The organism is Erythrobacter sp. NE805, from assembly GCF_046452355.1.
Lineage (GTDB): Bacteria > Pseudomonadota > Alphaproteobacteria > Sphingomonadales > Sphingomonadaceae > Erythrobacter.
The window spans coordinates 774,762-790,392 of sequence record NZ_JBKFDI010000001.1; the positions used below are offsets into that span (position 1 = coordinate 774,762).

Annotated in this window: 13 protein-coding genes; 6 read left to right on the forward strand and 7 right to left on the reverse strand. The window is 69.8% G+C overall.

What is annotated here, in order from left to right:
* Positions 1 to 468: 468 nt before the first annotated feature.
* Genes ruvB through ruvA form a run of 4 tightly spaced genes read right to left on the reverse strand, consistent with a single transcriptional unit; the run spans position 469 to position 2,733 of the window.
* A complete protein-coding gene (ruvB, locus tag ACLBKU_RS03570) occupies positions 469 to 1,503 on the reverse strand; it encodes a Holliday junction branch migration DNA helicase RuvB (protein WP_410178158.1) in 1,035 nt (344 codons plus the stop codon).
* Positions 1,500 to 1,793 carry a type II toxin-antitoxin system RelE/ParE family toxin gene (locus ACLBKU_RS03575; RefSeq protein ID WP_410178159.1) on the reverse strand — a complete coding sequence of 98 codons (294 nt, stop codon included), beginning with the start codon at positions 1,791 to 1,793 and terminating at the stop codon, positions 1,500 to 1,502. The genes ruvB and ACLBKU_RS03575 overlap by 4 nt, the downstream gene beginning before the upstream one ends.
* Positions 1,786 to 2,073, reverse strand: coding sequence for a type II toxin-antitoxin system ParD family antitoxin (locus tag ACLBKU_RS03580; RefSeq protein WP_410178160.1), 288 nt, complete (start codon positions 2,071 to 2,073; stop codon positions 1,786 to 1,788). Before ACLBKU_RS03580 ends, ACLBKU_RS03575 begins: the two co-directional genes overlap by 8 nt.
* 51 nt (positions 2,074 to 2,124) lie before the next feature.
* A complete protein-coding gene (ruvA, locus tag ACLBKU_RS03585; protein ID WP_410178161.1) occupies positions 2,125 to 2,733 on the reverse strand; it encodes a Holliday junction branch migration protein RuvA in 609 nt (202 codons plus the stop codon).
* A 249-nt stretch (positions 2,734 to 2,982) separates the two neighbouring features.
* Between ruvA and aroC the strand changes: the two genes are divergently transcribed.
* Complete coding sequence (aroC, locus tag ACLBKU_RS03590) at positions 2,983 to 4,053, forward strand: chorismate synthase (RefSeq protein WP_410178162.1); 1,071 nt, start codon at positions 2,983 to 2,985, stop codon at positions 4,051 to 4,053.
* On the opposite strand, the gene ACLBKU_RS03595 is transcribed toward aroC, so the two are convergent.
* Positions 4,050 to 5,006, reverse strand: a complete 957-nt coding sequence (locus ACLBKU_RS03595) for an NAD-dependent epimerase/dehydratase family protein (RefSeq protein ID WP_410178163.1) — start codon at positions 5,004 to 5,006, stop codon at positions 4,050 to 4,052. The genes aroC and ACLBKU_RS03595 overlap by 4 nt on opposite strands.
* A gap of 194 nt (positions 5,007 to 5,200) precedes the next feature.
* On the opposite strand from ACLBKU_RS03595, the gene ahpC reads away from it, so the two are divergent.
* The 3 genes from ahpC to katG all read left to right on the forward strand — a co-directional run bounded on the left by ahpC (position 5,201) and on the right by katG (position 10,043).
* Positions 5,201 to 5,767, forward strand: a complete 567-nt coding sequence (gene ahpC / locus ACLBKU_RS03600; RefSeq protein WP_410178164.1) for an alkyl hydroperoxide reductase subunit C — start codon at positions 5,201 to 5,203, stop codon at positions 5,765 to 5,767.
* A 209-nt stretch (positions 5,768 to 5,976) separates the two neighbouring features.
* Positions 5,977 to 7,566 (forward strand): alkyl hydroperoxide reductase subunit F, encoded by a 1,590-nt coding sequence (gene ahpF / locus ACLBKU_RS03605; protein WP_410178165.1) that lies wholly within the window; start codon positions 5,977 to 5,979, stop codon positions 7,564 to 7,566.
* A 257-nt stretch (positions 7,567 to 7,823) separates the two neighbouring features.
* Positions 7,824 to 10,043, forward strand: coding sequence for a catalase/peroxidase HPI (gene katG, locus ACLBKU_RS03610; protein WP_410178166.1), 2,220 nt, complete (start codon positions 7,824 to 7,826; stop codon positions 10,041 to 10,043).
* 174 nt (positions 10,044 to 10,217) lie between these two features.
* Here the strand turns inward: katG and ACLBKU_RS03615 are convergent, their stop codons facing one another.
* On the reverse strand, positions 10,218 to 11,075 hold the full coding sequence (locus tag ACLBKU_RS03615) for a LytTR family DNA-binding domain-containing protein (RefSeq protein ID WP_410178167.1): 858 nt from the start codon (positions 11,073 to 11,075) through the stop codon (positions 10,218 to 10,220).
* Positions 11,076 to 11,232: 157 nt separating this feature from the next.
* On the opposite strand from ACLBKU_RS03615, the gene ACLBKU_RS03620 reads away from it, so the two are divergent.
* A complete protein-coding gene (locus ACLBKU_RS03620) occupies positions 11,233 to 11,769 on the forward strand; it encodes a DUF2306 domain-containing protein (protein ID WP_410178168.1) in 537 nt (178 codons plus the stop codon).
* A 39-nt stretch (positions 11,770 to 11,808) separates the two neighbouring features.
* Positions 11,809 to 13,647, forward strand: coding sequence for a gamma-glutamyltransferase family protein (locus tag ACLBKU_RS03625; RefSeq protein WP_410178169.1), 1,839 nt, complete (start codon positions 11,809 to 11,811; stop codon positions 13,645 to 13,647).
* Here ACLBKU_RS03625 and ACLBKU_RS03630 read toward each other — a convergent pair.
* Positions 13,644 to 15,608 carry a hypothetical protein gene (locus tag ACLBKU_RS03630; RefSeq protein ID WP_410178170.1) on the reverse strand — a complete coding sequence of 655 codons (1,965 nt, stop codon included), beginning with the start codon at positions 15,606 to 15,608 and terminating at the stop codon, positions 13,644 to 13,646. The genes ACLBKU_RS03625 and ACLBKU_RS03630 overlap by 4 nt on opposite strands.
* Between the last annotated feature and the right edge of the window lie 23 nt (positions 15,609 to 15,631).

Sequence of the window (15,631 nt, forward strand, 5' to 3'; positions counted from 1 at the left end):
ATGGTGCGCTCGACGATGCGGCGACGGCGCTCCTCGGGCTGCGGGATGATCCGCTCGCGGGTCTTGATGTAGCGCGCCCCGGTGACCGGATCGACCTTGATGAGCTTGCCGTCGATATTGGTCGTGAAGTCCGGCGCGTCGGTGTTCATCGGTTCGGCCATGCGCACCGCACCGCCTTGCAACAGCGCCACGCCCGCCGCGGCGGCGGAGAGTTTCGCGATGGCCAATCTGAGCGACATGGTCTGGTACCCTGCTTGCCTGAGGCGACGGACCGGGAGCCCGGACGTCCTTACAAATCCAGCCTTCTTGTGATGTCATAAACGGCACAGGGGCAATGCGGATTAACCATGTCGCCCGCTGCACCGCGCCCGGAATCGCCCGGAATCGCGGGGTTTTGGGAGGCGCTGTCCCGAACTGGCACCGAAACGGAGGGTCGTGTTAGCCCAAAGGTTAACGCAGAAGCACCCTTCAGTCCTCGAACAGGGGACCCGGCGGCGGGGGTGATTCTCGCGGCGGCGTCATCTCGAGATGCGCCCAGCCGGCGTCGTTGAGCACCCGCCCGCGCGCGGTGCGGGCGACGAGGCCGAGCTGGATGAGGTAGGGTTCGACCACCTCCTCGATCGTGTCGCGCGGCTCGGCGAGCCCCGCCGCGAGGGTCTCGATCCCCACGGGGCCGCCCTTGTAGGTGGTGGCGATCATCGCGAGGTAGCGGCGGTCCATGAGGTCGAGCCCGAGCCGGTCGATCTCGAGCCGGGTGAGCGCCTCGTCGGCGACCGCGCGGGTGACCGAGGCCGCCCCCGCGACATCGGCGAAGTCGCGCACCCGCCTGAGCAAGCGCCCCGCGACGCGCGGCGTGCCGCGCGAGCGCCGCGCGATCTCGCGCGCGCCCTCGGGCTCGATGGCGAGGCCGAGGAGGCCCGCAGCGCGGGTGACGACACGGTCGAGTTCGTCATGGGTGTAGAAATTGAGCCTGACGGGGATGCCGAAGCGGTCCCTCAGCGGCGTCGTCAGCAACCCCTGCCGGGTGGTCGCGCCGATCAGGGTGAAGGGCGGCAGGTCGATGCGCACCGAGCGCGCCGAGGGTCCCTCGCCGATGATGAGATCGAGCGCGCGATCCTCCATCGCCGGGTAGAGCACCTCCTCGACCATCGGCGAGAGGCGGTGGATCTCGTCGATGAAGAGGACGTCGTTGGGTTCCAGGTTGGTGAGCAGCGCGGCGAGGTCCCCCGCCTTCGCGATCACCGGGCCGGAAGTGGCGCGGAAGCCGACGCCGAGCTCTCCCGCGATGATCTGCGCCAGCGTGGTCTTGCCGAGGCCGGGGGGGCCGAAGAACAAGGTATGGTCCATCGCCTCCCCCCGCGCACGCGCGGCGGCGATGAAGACGGCGAGGTTGCCCTTGGCCGCCTCCTGCCCGACGAACTCGGCCAGCCGCCGCGGGCGCAGCGCGGCGTCCGGATCGCCGGGCTGGCGGGCGGGAGAGTGGAGGGGAACGGGGTCAGTCATGACTCGATCACGGGGGCCGAACGCGAATGGTGCAATACGCGCACGATGATGATCCGCTTCTCGTCGAGACGATACAGAATCCGATAGCCGCGCAGCACCTTGCACCGGATGTTCTCGCCGAATTCGGGACGTTCTGGTGCCGACCGGGGAAATTCCGCCAGCATGACGAACGCCTCGCGGATGGCAGCTTGCATCGCATTGGCAGCCGGCTCCCCGAAGCCGCTGAGGCCGTAATCGTCGATCGTTTCGAGGTCGCCGCGCGCCAGCGGCGAAATCTCGACCCTAAGCACGCCGCGCTTTGCGATTGGCCACGATCTCGTCCAGCACCGCGAAGGCGTCCTCTTCGCACACCCCCGACGCGAGGCCCTCGGCCACCTTTTCGCGCACCCAGGCGATGTATTCAGGGGTTTCGCTGGCGTGGCTCAATTCCATGCCGGGCAGCAGGCCACCCTGATCGCGTCGCACCAGGTCGCGCAGATAGTCCGCCGCGTCGGCGTAGCGGCCCTCGGCCACCTGCGCCTCGATCCACCGCTCAAGGGCGGGGGGGAATTGGAAGGTCATCTCGCCCATGCCCGTGCTATAGGCGGTTTGTCAGCGAGGGGGAAGAGACGCCGCCGCCGATCACCCCGCCGCCTTCTTCAGCGCCACGCGAATGAGGTCGCCCTCGCTGGCGTCCTCGCCGAGTTCTTCCAGCGCCCGAGCCACGGCCTGGGCTGCCACCGCGGGCTTGAAGCCGAGGTTCTCGAGTGCGCTCGCCGCGTCGGCACCCTTGCCGCCGGCGGGGGCGATGGCGGCCGAGACCGCAAAGCCGCCAGAGCCGCCCGGCATGGCCCCCGCCTTGTCCTTGAGCTCGTTGACGATCCGGCCCGCCAGCTTCGGCCCCACGCCCTGCGCGCGGGCAACCATCGCTGCGTCGCCCTTGCCGCAGGCGTCACGCAACTCGCCGGTCGAGAGAGCGGAGAGGATCGCCAGCGCCACCTTGCTCCCCACGCCCTGCACCCCGGTCAGCAGCCGGAACCAGTCGCGCTCCGATGCTTCCGCGAACCCGAGGAGCCGCATGTCGTTCTCGCTCACCTGCAATTCGGTGTGGACGGTGCAGGCCTCCCCCACCTCGCCGAGCGCGGCGAGGGTGCGGCGCGAAGCGTGGACGAGGTAGCCCACCCCGCCGACATCGACCACCGCCCAGTCCTCGCCGGTCGCGTCGAGCCTGCCTGAGAGCTTTGCAATCATGGTTTGTTCCTGAATGAAACGCTCTGGTTTGGCTAGATGTTCGGAAGAGTTTTTCACGCGGAGACGCGGAGGCGCGGAGATGTCGGGGACGTTGGCAGAGCGATCGCGGCCGCCCTTGTGCAGCGCGCCTTGTGGCGGCTTTGCCGCAAGAAGCTTCTTCCCGCCCCTCCGCGTCTCCGCGTCTCCGCGTGAACCCGAATGGCGCTGGATGCTCGACAAGAACGGGACTTCGGGTAAAAGCACCGCCCCATGAGCTGGAACACCTTCGGGCGCGTGCTGCGCTTCACCACCTGGGGCGAGAGCCACGGTCCCGCATTGGGCGCGGTGGTCGACGGGTGCCCGCCGGGGTTGGCGATTTCGGAAGAGTTCATCCAGCCCTTCCTCGATGCCCGCAAGCCCGGCACCAGCCGCTTCACCACCCAGCGGCGCGAGGATGACCTGGTGCGGATCCTCTCGGGCGTGTTCGAGGGGCAGACCACCGGCACGCCGATCAGCCTGATGATCGAGAACACCGATCAGCGCTCGAAGGACTACTCGCAGATCGCCCAACAATACCGCCCGGGCCATGCCGACTACGCCTACGACGCCAAGTACGGCATCCGCGACTACCGCGGCGGCGGGCGCTCCTCGGCGCGCGAGACGGCGGCACGGGTCGCGGCGGGCGCGGTGGCGCGGCTGGTCGTCCCCGAGGTGAGCATCACCGCCTATGTCTGCGAACTCGGCGGCGACCGGATCGACATGGCCAACTTCGACGCCGCCGAAATCGCGAACAACCCCTTCTTCTGCCCCGACCCCGCCGCCGCCTCGCGCTGGGAAGAGAAGGTCGACGCCGCGCGCAAGGCCGGATCATCGCTCGGCGCGATTGTCGAATGTGTCGCTACCGGCGTCCCCGCCGGCTGGGGCGCGCCGATCTATGCCAAGCTGGACAGCGATCTGGCCGCCGCGATGATGAGCATCAACGCGGTCAAGGGCGTCGAGATCGGCGACGGCTTCGCGGCCGCGCGCCTCTCGGGCGAAGAGAACGCCGACCGGATGCGCCCCGGAAACGAGGGCGCCCCGATCTTCCTCGCCAACCATGCGGGCGGCACGGCGGGGGGCATCTCGACCGGGCAGCCGGTGGTGTGCCGCGTCGCATTCAAGCCGACCTCCTCGATCCTCACCCCGGTGGAATCGATCAACAGCGCCGGAGAGGCGGTCGAGGTGGTCACCAAGGGCCGCCACGACCCCTGCGTGGGCATTCGCGGGACGCCGGTGGTCGAAGCGATGATGGCGCTGGTGCTGGCCGACCATAAACTCCTCCACCGAGGACAGGTCGGCTAGCGCACCATCTCCTTGGGCGGCACGTAGCCCGGGTCGTGCGTGAAGGGCATCGCGCGCGCCTCGCGCAGGGCCGCCAGCACCGCCGCGAAGTCGGTCCGGCAGCGGAAGCCGAGGTTGCGCTCGATGGCGGAGGGGTCGTAGACCCGCCCGATGCTCTCCGGCAGCACCCAGCCGCGCGCGGCGTAGAGCGCGGGGGCTTCGGGGAAGCGTTCCGCGATGAGGGCGGCAGCATCGTGCTTCAGCCGCGCGGCATCGGCGGGGGTGAAAGGCGGGGGCGCCGAGACGACGTAGAGCCCCCAGCCGACCCGCGGCGCGGCCTCCAGCGCGGCGATATGCGCGGCGGCGCAGTCCTCCACCGTCAGGCGGCGATTGAGGAACTCGTTGGCCTTGAGGTTCTCGCCCGAGGGGACCGCCAGCGTGTCGTCGTCCTCGGGGAAGAACCGCGCGGTCCGCAGCACCACCACAGGCAGGCCGTGGAGGTCGTGCCACAGCCGGCACAGCTCCTCGGCGGAGCGCTTGGTTACCCCGTAGATGTTGCGCGGGGCGAGCGGGCCCGAGGTCTCGTCGAGCCACGCCGCCGCCGCGCCCGCCTCCTCGCGGATCGCGCGGGTAATCATCAGCGAGGTCGTCGAGGTGAAGACGAAGCGCCCTGCCCCGTGCCGCACCGCCGCCTCGAGCAGGTGGAGCGTCCCGCTCACGTTGACGTCGACGAAGGCGCTTGCCGGATACCGCGCGATGTCCGGCTTGTGCAGCGCGCCCGAATGCACCACCGCCTCAAAGCGCTGCTCGGCGAAGAGCCGCTCGACCAGCGCCGCGTCGGCGACGCTGCCGATCACGTCGGTGTGGGCACCCGGAGCGACATCGAGGCCGATGACCGCGTGACCCTCGCCCGCGAGCAGCGGGGCGAGAAAGCGGCCAAGCCAGCCCGAGGAGCCTGTCAGCAGGATGCGCACGCCGCCCCCTAGCCGCGCGTCGCGCAGGAACGCAAACGCCTCTTGCGGCTTATCCGATTGGTTCCCGCCGCACAGATAGAAAAAACCGATCTTCGCAATCGCAACAATGCACTTTTGTGCAGCGCGCAAAACCCTATCTGGGCAGCGTCGGAAACGACCCCTCTTCCCACACCCAGCATAAGGACACACTCCCCATGGGTATCATCGGTTCGACCATCAAGCCGTTCACCGCCACCGCCTACCAGAAGGGCAAGGACTTCTTCCAGGTCACCGAGGCGGACCTCGCCGGCAAGTGGTCGGTGTTCTTCTTCTACCCGGCCGACTTCACCTTCGTGTGCCCGACCGAACTCGAGGACATGGGCGAGAAGTACGCCACCCTCCAGTCGATGGGCGTCGAGGTCTATGCCGTCTCGACCGACACGCACTTCAGCCACAAGGCCTGGGCGGACACCTCGGACAAGATCGGCAAGCTGACCTTCCCGTTCCTCGGCGACCAGAACCACGTGCTGTCGAACAACTTCGGCGTGCTGCGTGAAGGCGCCGGCCTCGCCGACCGTGCGACCTTCGTGGTCGATCCCGAGGGCGTGATCCAGATCATGGAAATCACCTGCGAGGGCGTGGGCCGCAACGCCAACGAACTGACCCGCAAGATCAAGGCCGCCCAGTACGTGCGCGCCAACCCCGGCCAGGTCTGCCCGGCGGCGTGGGAAGAGGGTGCCGAGACGCTCGCTCCCTCGCTTGATCTCGTCGGCAAGATCTAACCAGACCGGTCTCGCGCACCGGCACTCCCCCCTCGAGCCCCGCGCGAGACCGTCAATCCCGAGAGCCATCCAAGAGCCCTCGGGTCGTAGCCGGGACCGGATGCGCCCGCCCTTCCCCCCATTTCGGGGCGGGCCGTCCGGTCCCGCGTTGCCCGTCTCGGATCATCTGAGACCAACGCGCGCTGCCCGATGCGCGCCCGGAGGACCCCATGCTCGACGCCGCCATGCAGGCCCAGCTCAAGACCTACCTCGCCAACCTGCGCGAGGGCGTGGAACTTGTCGCCTCGCTCGACGACAGCGAGAAGTCGCGCCAGACCCGCCAGCTCCTCGAACAGATCGCCTCGCTGCACGACCTCGTGACGGCGCGCTTCGACGGGACCGATGCGAGGAAGCCCAGCTTCGTGATCCGCCGCGCCAGCGACGCCAAGAAGTGGGTGCGCTTTGCCGGCCTGCCGATGGGCCACGAATTCACCAGCCTCGTCCTCGCCCTGCTGTGGGCGGGGGGTCATCCTCCGAAAGTCGACGCCGACCTGATCGAGCAGGTCCGCGCGCTCGAGGGCGACTATCACTTCGAGATGTTCTTCTCGCTCACCTGCCACAACTGCCCCGACGTGGTGCAGGCGCTGACGCTGATGGCGCTCGAGAACCCGCGCGTCACCGCGACGCTGATCGAGGGCGGCACCTTCCAGGAGGAGGTCGAGCGCCGCGACATCATGGCGGTGCCCGCGACCTTCCTCAACGGCGAGCCGTTCTGGAACGGCAAGATGGAACTCGCCGAGATCCTCGCCAAGCTCGACACCAATGCCGATGCCAAGCAGGCCGAGAAGCTCGCCGCCAAGGCGCCCTTCGAGGTGCTGGTGGTCGGCGGCGGTCCGGCGGGCGCGGCGGCGGCGGTCTACACCGCGCGCAAGGGTTTTCGGACGGGCATCGCGGCGGAACGCTTCGGCGGGCAACTGATGGACACGCTCGGGATCGAGAACCTTCCCGGCACCCCCTACACCGAAGGCCCCAAGCTGACCGACAGCCTCAGGAAGCACGTCGGCGAATACGAGATCGACCTGATGGACTTGGCCCGCGCGGTCGAGCTGCGCGCAGCGAAGGACGTGGGCGGCTACCATGAAGTCGTGATGGCCAACGGCGCGACCCTGCGCGCCCGCTCGCTGATCCTCTCGACCGGCGCGCGCTGGCGCAACCTCGGCGTGCCGGGCGAGGCGGAGTATCGCAACAAGGGCGTCGCCTATTGCCCGCACTGCGACGGCCCGCTGTTCAAGGGCAAGCGCATCGCGGTGATCGGCGGCGGCAACTCGGGCGTCGAAGCGGCGATCGACCTCGCGGGGATCGTCGGCCATGTCACCCTGATCGAGTTCGACACCAAGCTGCGCGCCGACGAAGTGCTCCAGCGCAAGCTGCGCTCGATGCCGAACGTCGAAATCATCACCAATGGCCAGACCACCGAAATCCTCGGGGCCGACGGCAAGGTGAACGGCCTCGTGGTCAAGAACCGCGCCAATGGCGAGGAGCGCCGCATCGCGCTGGAAGGCGTGTTCGTCCAGATCGGTCTCGTGCCGAACACCGAATGGCTGCGCGAGACCGGCCTCGAGCTTTCGAAGTTCGGCGAGATCGTCACCGACGATCACGGCGCGACCAGCATCCCCGGCATCTATGCCGCGGGCGACTGCACCACCGTGCCGCACAAGCAGATCGTCGTCGCGATGGGCGAAGGCGCGAAGGCGGGTCTTGGCGCATTCGACTTCCTGATCAGGAACGAGCCGGTCGAGGACGTGGCGAAGGCTGCTTAAGTCACATTCCCACCCCTAACCCCTCCCGCAAGCGGGAGGGGAACTGGTGGCGCTGACACTCCCCTCCCGCTTGCGGGAGGGGCCGGGGGTGGGCCTGAAAAAGGCTCGCCCCTTTTTCATGTTCGCACCCTTTGACTAATCACCTCACTCAATCAAAAAACGCGCATTAATCGATTGGACGCTCCATCGCGAAAGCGTCATTCTCCCCCCATAGGCTCGGCCCCGAGGCGAGTCCGATCACGAGAGGAGAGACGATCATGGACGCAAAAACCGGTGAGATGAGCGGGGGTTGCCCGTTCCACGGCAGCATGGACATGCGCAACCTTCTGGGCCGCACCAACCGCGACTGGTGGCCGCAGGCGCTCCAAGTCGACATCCTGACCGAAGGGGGCCGCAGCGCCAATCCCTATGGCGAGGACTTCGACTACGCCGAGGCCTTCAACGCGCTCGACTACGATGCGCTCAAGGCCGATCTCACCGCGCTCATGACCGACAGCCAGCCGTGGTGGCCGGCGGACTACGGCCACTACGGCCCCTTCTTCATCCGCATGGCCTGGCACGCCGCGGGTACTTACCGTACGGGTGATGGCCGGGGTGGAGCCAACAGCGGCCAGCAGCGCTTTGCTCCGCTCAACTCCTGGCCCGACAACGGCAACCTCGACAAGGCCCGCCGCCTGCTGTGGCCGATCAAGCAGAAATACGGCAAGAACATCAGCTGGGCGGACCTTTTCATCCTCGCCGGCAATGTCGCGATCGAATCGATGGGCGGCCCGGTGTTCGGCTTCGGCGGCGGCCGTGCCGACGTGTTCGAGCCCGAGTCTGTCTACTGGGGCACCGAGGAGCAGTGGGTCAACGAAGGTGTTGCCACCCGCATCCAGCCCAAGGAAGGCAAGGCGCTCGAAAACCCGCTCGCCGCGATCCAGATGGGGCTCATCTACGTCAACCCCGAAGGCCCGCAGGGCAACCCGCATGATCCCGAGGGCATGGCCCGCGACATGCGCGAGACCTTCGCCCGCATGGCGATGAACGACGAGGAGACCGTCGCGCTGGTCGCGGGCGGCCACGCCTTCGGCAAGGCCCACGGCGCGCACCCGGCCGACACCTTCGGCGGCGCTCCGGAGAGCGAGGACCTGCACCTGATGGGCTTCGGCTGGCTCAACGACGCGGACGAGATCGCAGCGGGCAACATCACCACCTCGGGGATCGAGGGCGCGTGGTCGAACAACCCGACCCAATGGGGCGGCGACTACTTCCGCATCCTCTTCAAGTACGACTTCGAGCTGGTGAAGTCGCCCGCCGGTGCCCACCAATGGACCCCAATCAACCCCGATCCCGAAGACATGGCCCCCGACGCGCGCGACCCGTCGAAGAAGGTGCCGACGATCATGACCACCGCCGACATGGCGCTCAAGAACGACCCGGGCTACCGCGCGATCTCCGAGCGGTTCCGGGACGATCAGGCCGCGCTCGACGATGCCTTCGCCCGCGCGTGGTTCAAGCTGTGCCACCGCGACATGGGACCCAAGATCCGCTACCTCGGGCCGGAAGTGCCGTCCGAAACGCTGATCTGGCAGGATCCCGTTCCGGCGGGCACCACGCCCTCCGACGCCGAAGTCGCCCGCTTCAAGGAGGCGATCCTGAACAGCGGCCTGTCGGTGCGCGAGCTCGTCAAGGCGGCCTGGGCCTCGGCCTCGACCTACCGCAACTCCGACCACCGCGGCGGCGCCAACGGCGCGCGCATCCGGCTCGAGCCGCAGCGCAACTGGGCGGTCAACGACCCGGCGGAGCTCGCCAAAGTGCTCGCCACCATCGAGCAGCACCGCGGCGCGCTGAGCATGGCCGACGCGATCGTCCTCGCTGGCAGCGCGGCGGTCGAGAAGGCGGCGCGCGATGCCGGGCATGACGTGACCGTGCCCTTCCTCGGCGGGCGCGGCGATGCGACCGAAGAGCACACCGACGCGGCGAGCTTCGAACCGCTCGAACCCTTCGCCGACGGCTTCCGCAACTACTTGAAGACCAAGGCGCAGGTCCGCACCGAGGAGATGCTGATCGACCGGGCGCACCTGCTCGGCCTGTCGATCCCCGAGATGACGGTGCTGGTCGGCGGGATGCGGGCGCTGGGCGCGGTGAGCGACCATGCGCACCACGGCCACCGCATCGGGGTGCTCACCGAGACCCCGGGCAAGCTCACGCCCGACTTCTTCCGCAACCTCCTCGACATGGGGACCAAGTGGTCGCCGGTCGACGACAGCGGGGACGAGGAATATGTCGGCGTCGACCGTGCGACCGGCGAGGAAAAGTGGCGCGCCACCCGCACCGATCTCGTCTTCGGCTCGAACTCGATCCTGCGCGCGCAGGCCGAGGTCTATGCCGAGAGCGGGAACGAAGGCAAGTTCGTGTGCGACTTCATCTCGGCCTGGAACAAGGTGATGAACGCCGACCGCTTCGACGTGACCTGGGCGAAGTACCACGCCTGAGGTTGACGCGCTGACCCAAGGAGAGGCCTCCGGTGGCGACACCGGGGGCCTTTTCCTTTCTCCCCCTCCCCTTGCGCGAGGGGGTCGGGGGGAGGGGACTCCCGCCAGCGGCCACGCGGCGAGGCCTGCGGCCTCGCCCCCCCGGCCCCTCCCGCGAGGGGAGGGGAGATATGCCTAGATCCAGCGCGCGTCCCTCAATTCGGCGACCTTGGCCCGCGCCACCGGGGCCTCGATCCCGCGGGCGAGCTTCAGGCGGACGTTGCGCCCCTCGCGCACCACGTCCTCGACCGCGCCGCGCGCCACCCACCACGAGCGGTGGACCTGCATCCCCTCGATCTCCGCCACCAGCGCCACCGCGTCGCGCATCCGCATCAGCACAAGTGCCGAGCCGAGCGCGGTGTGGACCCGCACGTAGTGGTCCTCCATCTCGAGCGCGAGGATGTCGCTGCCGAGCTCGGCGGGGAGCTGTTCGAGCAGCGGATTGGACGGGGGCGGAACAGGAACCGGCGCCACTGCGGGTGAGGGTGGGGGGGCGACGCTCGCTGGCGCGGCGGGCGCCCCGGCCACCGCCGGGGTCCCGGGCCGCGGCGACTGGACGAGGTTGAACAGCACCGTCACCGCCCCGCCGATCACCAGCACCGAGAAATAGGTCCCGACCCACACCTCGAGCCGCGGCCAGCGCCAGCCGCCCGCCGCGAGGCCGTTCACCCCCAGCACTGCGACCGTCATCGGCACGGTGGCGATCAGCACCGCCGCCGCGACCATCCCCCAGCGCGGCAGGGCGAGGGCACGTTCGCCCCAGCTCACCACCGCCTGCATCGGGCGGTAGCAGGCATAGCCGAGCCACGCGAAGCCGAGCCACGTCACCAGCCGCTCCGAAAGGGGCGCGGCGATGCTGCCGAAGGGGCCGATGATCGCGAGGAACACGCCGATCACCGTCATCGCCGCAAGGTCGACGAGCACCCGGCGCAGCAGCGCGTTGCGGGACGAGACGGACGCGGCGGATGCCTCGGCAGCGGACATGGCCCGCATTCCTGACGGTCCGTTCGCGCTTCGTAAAGTGGCAAGCCCCCCGATTTGCGGACATTTCGCGCGGAAGAGGCGCGCTCCGCGAAGTTGCGATTGCCCGCGAACGGCGCCGGGGCAACCCGGGGGCAGACAGATCACCCGGCCTTCAAGGAGACCCGCCATGACCACGCTCGCCCTGCCCTTCGCCGCCACCGCCGCTGCCCGCCCCGGCCTCGACATTGGACCCGCCGCCCGCACCGCGATCAGCCTCGCCTGCTTCACGTTGAGCTTCCTCGCGCTCTGGGCGCTCGCCCGCTGGGCGCTCGGCCTCGCCCCGGATGTGAGCTTCTACGCGAAGCTCCCGATCGTGATCCACGTCGCGGCGGTGCTGCCGACGATCCCGCTCGGCGGCTGGCTGCTGCTCGCGAAGAAGGGCACGCCGATGCACAGGAGCCTCGGCAAAGTGTGGATGGGGCTGATGGTGGTGACCGCCCTGTCGGCGATCTTCATCAAGACGTCCGGAAGCTTCAGCTGGATCCACCTCTTCGTGCCGCTCACGCTTCACGCCGCGTGGAAGGTAATGCAGACCGCGCGCAAGGGCGACATCCGCGCGCACAAGGCGCACCTGGTGCGCACCTACCTCACCGCGCTGCTGATCCCCGGCCTGTTCGCCTTCGCGCTCCCCGGGCGGCTGATGCACGTGCTCGCCTTCGGGTGAGGCTTGCACGCGGGCGCGGCGGGCCTAGTCTGCCGCGCCATGCCGAAGACCAACGCCCTGCTCCTTGCCGGAGCCGCCGCCCTCCTCCCCGCCGCGCCGCTCGCCGCGCAAGGAAATCCCAACCCCGCCGACACGACACCGCAAGCGACGCAGGGCATCGGCCCGGGCGCGCGGCCGGTCGGCGCGGAATGGAGCCGCAGCCCGGTGGTCGCCCCGCACGGCATGGCCGCGACCGCGCACCCGCTCGCAACGCAGATCGCGCTCGACATCCTCAAGCAGGGCGGCAGCGCGGTCGATGCCGCCATCGCCGCCAATGCGGCGCTCGGCCTGATGGAGCCGACCGGCAACGGCATCGGCGGCGACCTCTTCGCGATCGTCTGGGACCCGAAGACCGGCAAGCTCGTCGGCATCAACGGCTCGGGCCGCTCGCCTTCGGGGCAGACGCTCGATCAGCTCAAGGCGAAGCTCCCCGCGGGCGCGACCGGGCTGCCGCCGGTCGGGCCGCTGCCGGTCACCATCCCCGGCACGGTCGACGCATGGTTCGATCTCCACGCGCGCTACGGCAAGCTGCCGATGGGCGAGGTGCTCGCCCCGACGATCCGCTACGCCCGCGAGGGGCACCCGGTCGCGCCGGTGATCGCGATGTACCTCGCGCGCAATCTCGAGGCCTTCGAGCGGCTCGGCAAGCGCACGCCCTTCGATCTCGGCAATGCGCGCGCGACCTGGTTCAAGGAGGGCCGCGCGCCGCAGCCCGGCGAGATGTTCAGGAACCCCGATCTCGCCAGCACCCTCGAGGCGATCGTCAAGGGCGGGCGCGATGCCTTCTACAAGGGGCCGCTCGCGAAGGTGATGGTCGATTACCTGCAAAGGCAGGGCAGCGCCTTCACCCTCGCCGATTTCGCCGCGCACGACAGCACGTGGGTGGACGTCACCTGCGTCCGATACCGCAAGGGCTACGAGCTGTGCGAGCTGCCGCCCAACTCGCAAGGGTATGCGGCGCTCCAGATGGTCAACATCCTCAAGAACGTCGACTTGGCGCAATGGGAGCGCGGCAGCCCGCAGGTGCTGCACTACATCATCGAGGCCAAGCGCCTCGCCTTCGAGGACGCCGCGCGCTTCTATGCCGATCCGGACTTCGCGAAGACCCCGGCGGAGCTGCTCACCGAGGAATACGGCAAGGCGCGCTTCGCCCTGATCGATCCGGCCAGGGCGACCCCGGCCTTCACCCCCGGCGCGCTCGTCGCGCCGAAGCTCGAGGGCGAGGGGGACACCACCTACTTCACCGTCGCCGACAAGGACGGCATGATGGTGAGCCTCATCCAGTCGAACTATCGCGGGATGGGCAGCGGGCTGGTGCCCGACGGGCTCGGCTTCATGTTCCAGGACCGGGGCGAGCTCTACAGCCTCGATCCCGCGCACCCCAACGCCTATGCGCCCGCCAAGCGGCCGTTCCAGACGATCATCCCGGCCTTCATCAGGAAGGACGGCAAGCCGTGGGCGAGCTTCGGGGTGATGGGCGGGGGGATGCAGCCGCAGGGCCACGTGCAGGTGCTCGTCAACCTCGTCGACTACGGGATGAACCTCCAGGAAGCGGGCGACGCCGCGCGGCTGTTCCACGATGGCGGCCGCCAGCCGACCGACGCGCTGGCGGGGAGTCCGAGCGACACGCGGGCGATCGACACGCTCGGCGTGCTCCAGGTCGAGCCGGGCATCCCGGCGGCGACGGTGGAGGCGCTCAGGGCGATGGGCCACAAGGTCGAGGTCGAGACCACCGGCATCCCCTTCGGCGGCTACCAGGCGATCGCGCGCGATCCCGTCACGGGGGTCTACACGGGCGCGACCGAGATGCGCAAGGACGGGCAGGCCTCCGGCTACTAGGCCGGCAAGGCGAGGTGCTTGCCGCCGAACACCGCCTGCCAGCCCGCGATCTCCTCGACCACCGCCTCGTCCAATGCATGGACGAGGTCGGCGGCGGCGGCATAGGTGAGCGCGCTCTCCTCGCCCGCCAGAAGCAGGCCGATGCGCTCCTCGAGCGCGCGCAGCTTCTCGGCGGCGACGTGCGAGATCGCGGCGAAGCGCTCGAAATCGCCGAAATAGCGGATCCCGGCGAGGTTCGCGCCCAAGGTCGGGAAGGCGACGCCACAGAAGGTGAACAGCCCCGAGAGCTCGCCCGCGAGGTGCTTCGGCACAACCCCCGCGAGCCCCAGCCCCTTCAGCGCGAGATAGGCCGCGACCGAGGCGACCGCGAGCGCGAAGCACGCCTCGGCCGTCTTGTCGAGGCGGTGGTGGACCCGCTCGAGCCGGTGCGCCTTGGCCTCGTGATAGGCGGCCTGCGCGACGACATGGGGGAGCACCGCGCCGACCAGCCCGGCGCGCAGGTAGGCCTTCGTCACCGCCGCCTGCGGCAGGCCGACATCGCGCAACGCGTGGCGGGCGAAGTGCTCGGGCCAGCGCGCCGCGCCGCCGCCGCGCGGCCAGCGCCCGGTCGGCCGCACCACTCCGAGCAGCAGCAGCGCGGGCGCGTGGCGCAGGTATTCCGCGACCCGCCGCATCGCGAACCACCGCCGGTGCCACCCGAGCCGCGATCCCGCCGCGGTCAGCGCAAGGATTCCGCCGAGCAGCAGCAGCTCGGCGAGCGCGAAGACCCACTTCGTCTCCTTCAGCCCGAGCGGCAGGTAGAGCAGCCCGATCATCACCGCGAGCGCCGCCAGCACGAAGTTCACCGCCATCCCGCTGCGATAGGCATCGGCGAGGCGGTTCGCGATCCCGTCGGCCCAGGCGAAGCGCGGCAGCACCTCCTCGGCGAGGCGGCGCGTCACCGCCGCATCGCCCCCCGGCATCGCCTGTGCCGCCGCGACCAGCTCCGCCGCGCTCCCGCCGGCAATCGCATCCGGCGCCTCGTAATCGATCCGCAGCGAGCCGAAGGGCGAGCCGCCGCCGCCGAACACCCGCTCGATCCGGCGGTGGAGCCCGAACACCCGGCTCGAGCGCGGCCGCCAGCGCTCGGCGGCGAGCTGCGCCGGGCTCCAGTCCTCGACCGCCACCGCGGCGCGGATGATCGCGGCGAGCTGCGCGCGGGGCGGCGCGGCCTCGGGATCGGCGCGATGGGCGAGCGCCTCGGGCCGGTCGAGGATGCGCCATGTCGCGGGCGCCGCCGGGTCGATCAGCAGCACCGGCGCCCCCATCGCCAGCGCGCGCGTCACCGTGTGCCCGGTCCCGCCCGGCAGGTTCGCGACTGTCCCGTCCCACACCGCGACGAGGAGATCGCAGCGCTCGATCATGACCCGGCCCGCCAGCGCGACATTGTCGGATGCCAGCGCCTCGAAGGCGCGCGCGGCGGCGCGGTCATCGGGATCGGCAAGGCTCGCACGCCACAGGGCGGCAATCTCGGCATCGCTGTCGGCAAGGGCGAAGACCCCGGCATCGGCAGTGACCGCGCGGATCGCGGCCGCCTTCGTCTCCACCGCCGGATCGCTCGCCGCGCCCCCGGCGAGCAGCGCCTCGGCATCGGCGAGGCTTTCGGGATGGGCGTTGATCGCGCAGTTGAGCGCCTCGCCGAAAGGCAGCGGCACCGCCAGCTCCCAGCCCCGCTCGAGCGCGCGGGTCGCGGCGACCTGGTCGGTCCCGTCGACCAGCAGCGAGTGCAGCCGCACCGGCCCGATCGCCCCCGGCAGCGCGGCCGCAACCGCGTCGATCTCGGCGAACAGCGCCGCGAGCGCTGCGTCGATCGCGGCGGCGTGGGCGCGGTAGGAGGGGTTTGAGGCGCGGTGCCCGGTCACCCCGAGCGCGAGATGCGGCTGCCAGTTCGCGCTGACCGGAGGAGGCTCGCCCGTCGCCATCGTCTCGCGTCTCTCCCCCCCTT

Excerpts from the sequence above, each read along its gene's own strand:
- ruvB (WP_410178158.1), bottom strand. The coding sequence starts at position 1,503 with ATGACTGACCCCGTTCCCCTCCACTCTCCCGCCCGCCAGCCCGGCGAT.
- ACLBKU_RS03580 (WP_410178160.1), bottom strand. The coding sequence starts at position 2,073 with ATGGGCGAGATGACCTTCCAATTCCCCCCCGCCCTTGAGCGGTGGATC.
- ruvA (WP_410178161.1), bottom strand. The coding sequence starts at position 2,733 with ATGATTGCAAAGCTCTCAGGCAGGCTCGACGCGACCGGCGAGGACTGG.
- aroC (WP_410178162.1), top strand. The coding sequence starts at position 2,983 with ATGAGCTGGAACACCTTCGGGCGCGTGCTGCGCTTCACCACCTGGGGC.
- ahpC (WP_410178164.1), top strand. The coding sequence starts at position 5,201 with ATGGGTATCATCGGTTCGACCATCAAGCCGTTCACCGCCACCGCCTAC.
- ahpF (WP_410178165.1), top strand. The coding sequence starts at position 5,977 with ATGCTCGACGCCGCCATGCAGGCCCAGCTCAAGACCTACCTCGCCAAC.
- katG (WP_410178166.1), top strand. The coding sequence starts at position 7,824 with ATGGACGCAAAAACCGGTGAGATGAGCGGGGGTTGCCCGTTCCACGGC.
- ACLBKU_RS03615 (WP_410178167.1), bottom strand. The coding sequence starts at position 11,075 with ATGCGGGCCATGTCCGCTGCCGAGGCATCCGCCGCGTCCGTCTCGTCC.
- ACLBKU_RS03620 (WP_410178168.1), top strand. The coding sequence starts at position 11,233 with ATGACCACGCTCGCCCTGCCCTTCGCCGCCACCGCCGCTGCCCGCCCC.
- ACLBKU_RS03625 (WP_410178169.1), top strand. The coding sequence starts at position 11,809 with ATGCCGAAGACCAACGCCCTGCTCCTTGCCGGAGCCGCCGCCCTCCTC.
- ACLBKU_RS03630 (WP_410178170.1), bottom strand. The coding sequence starts at position 15,608 with ATGGCGACGGGCGAGCCTCCTCCGGTCAGCGCGAACTGGCAGCCGCAT.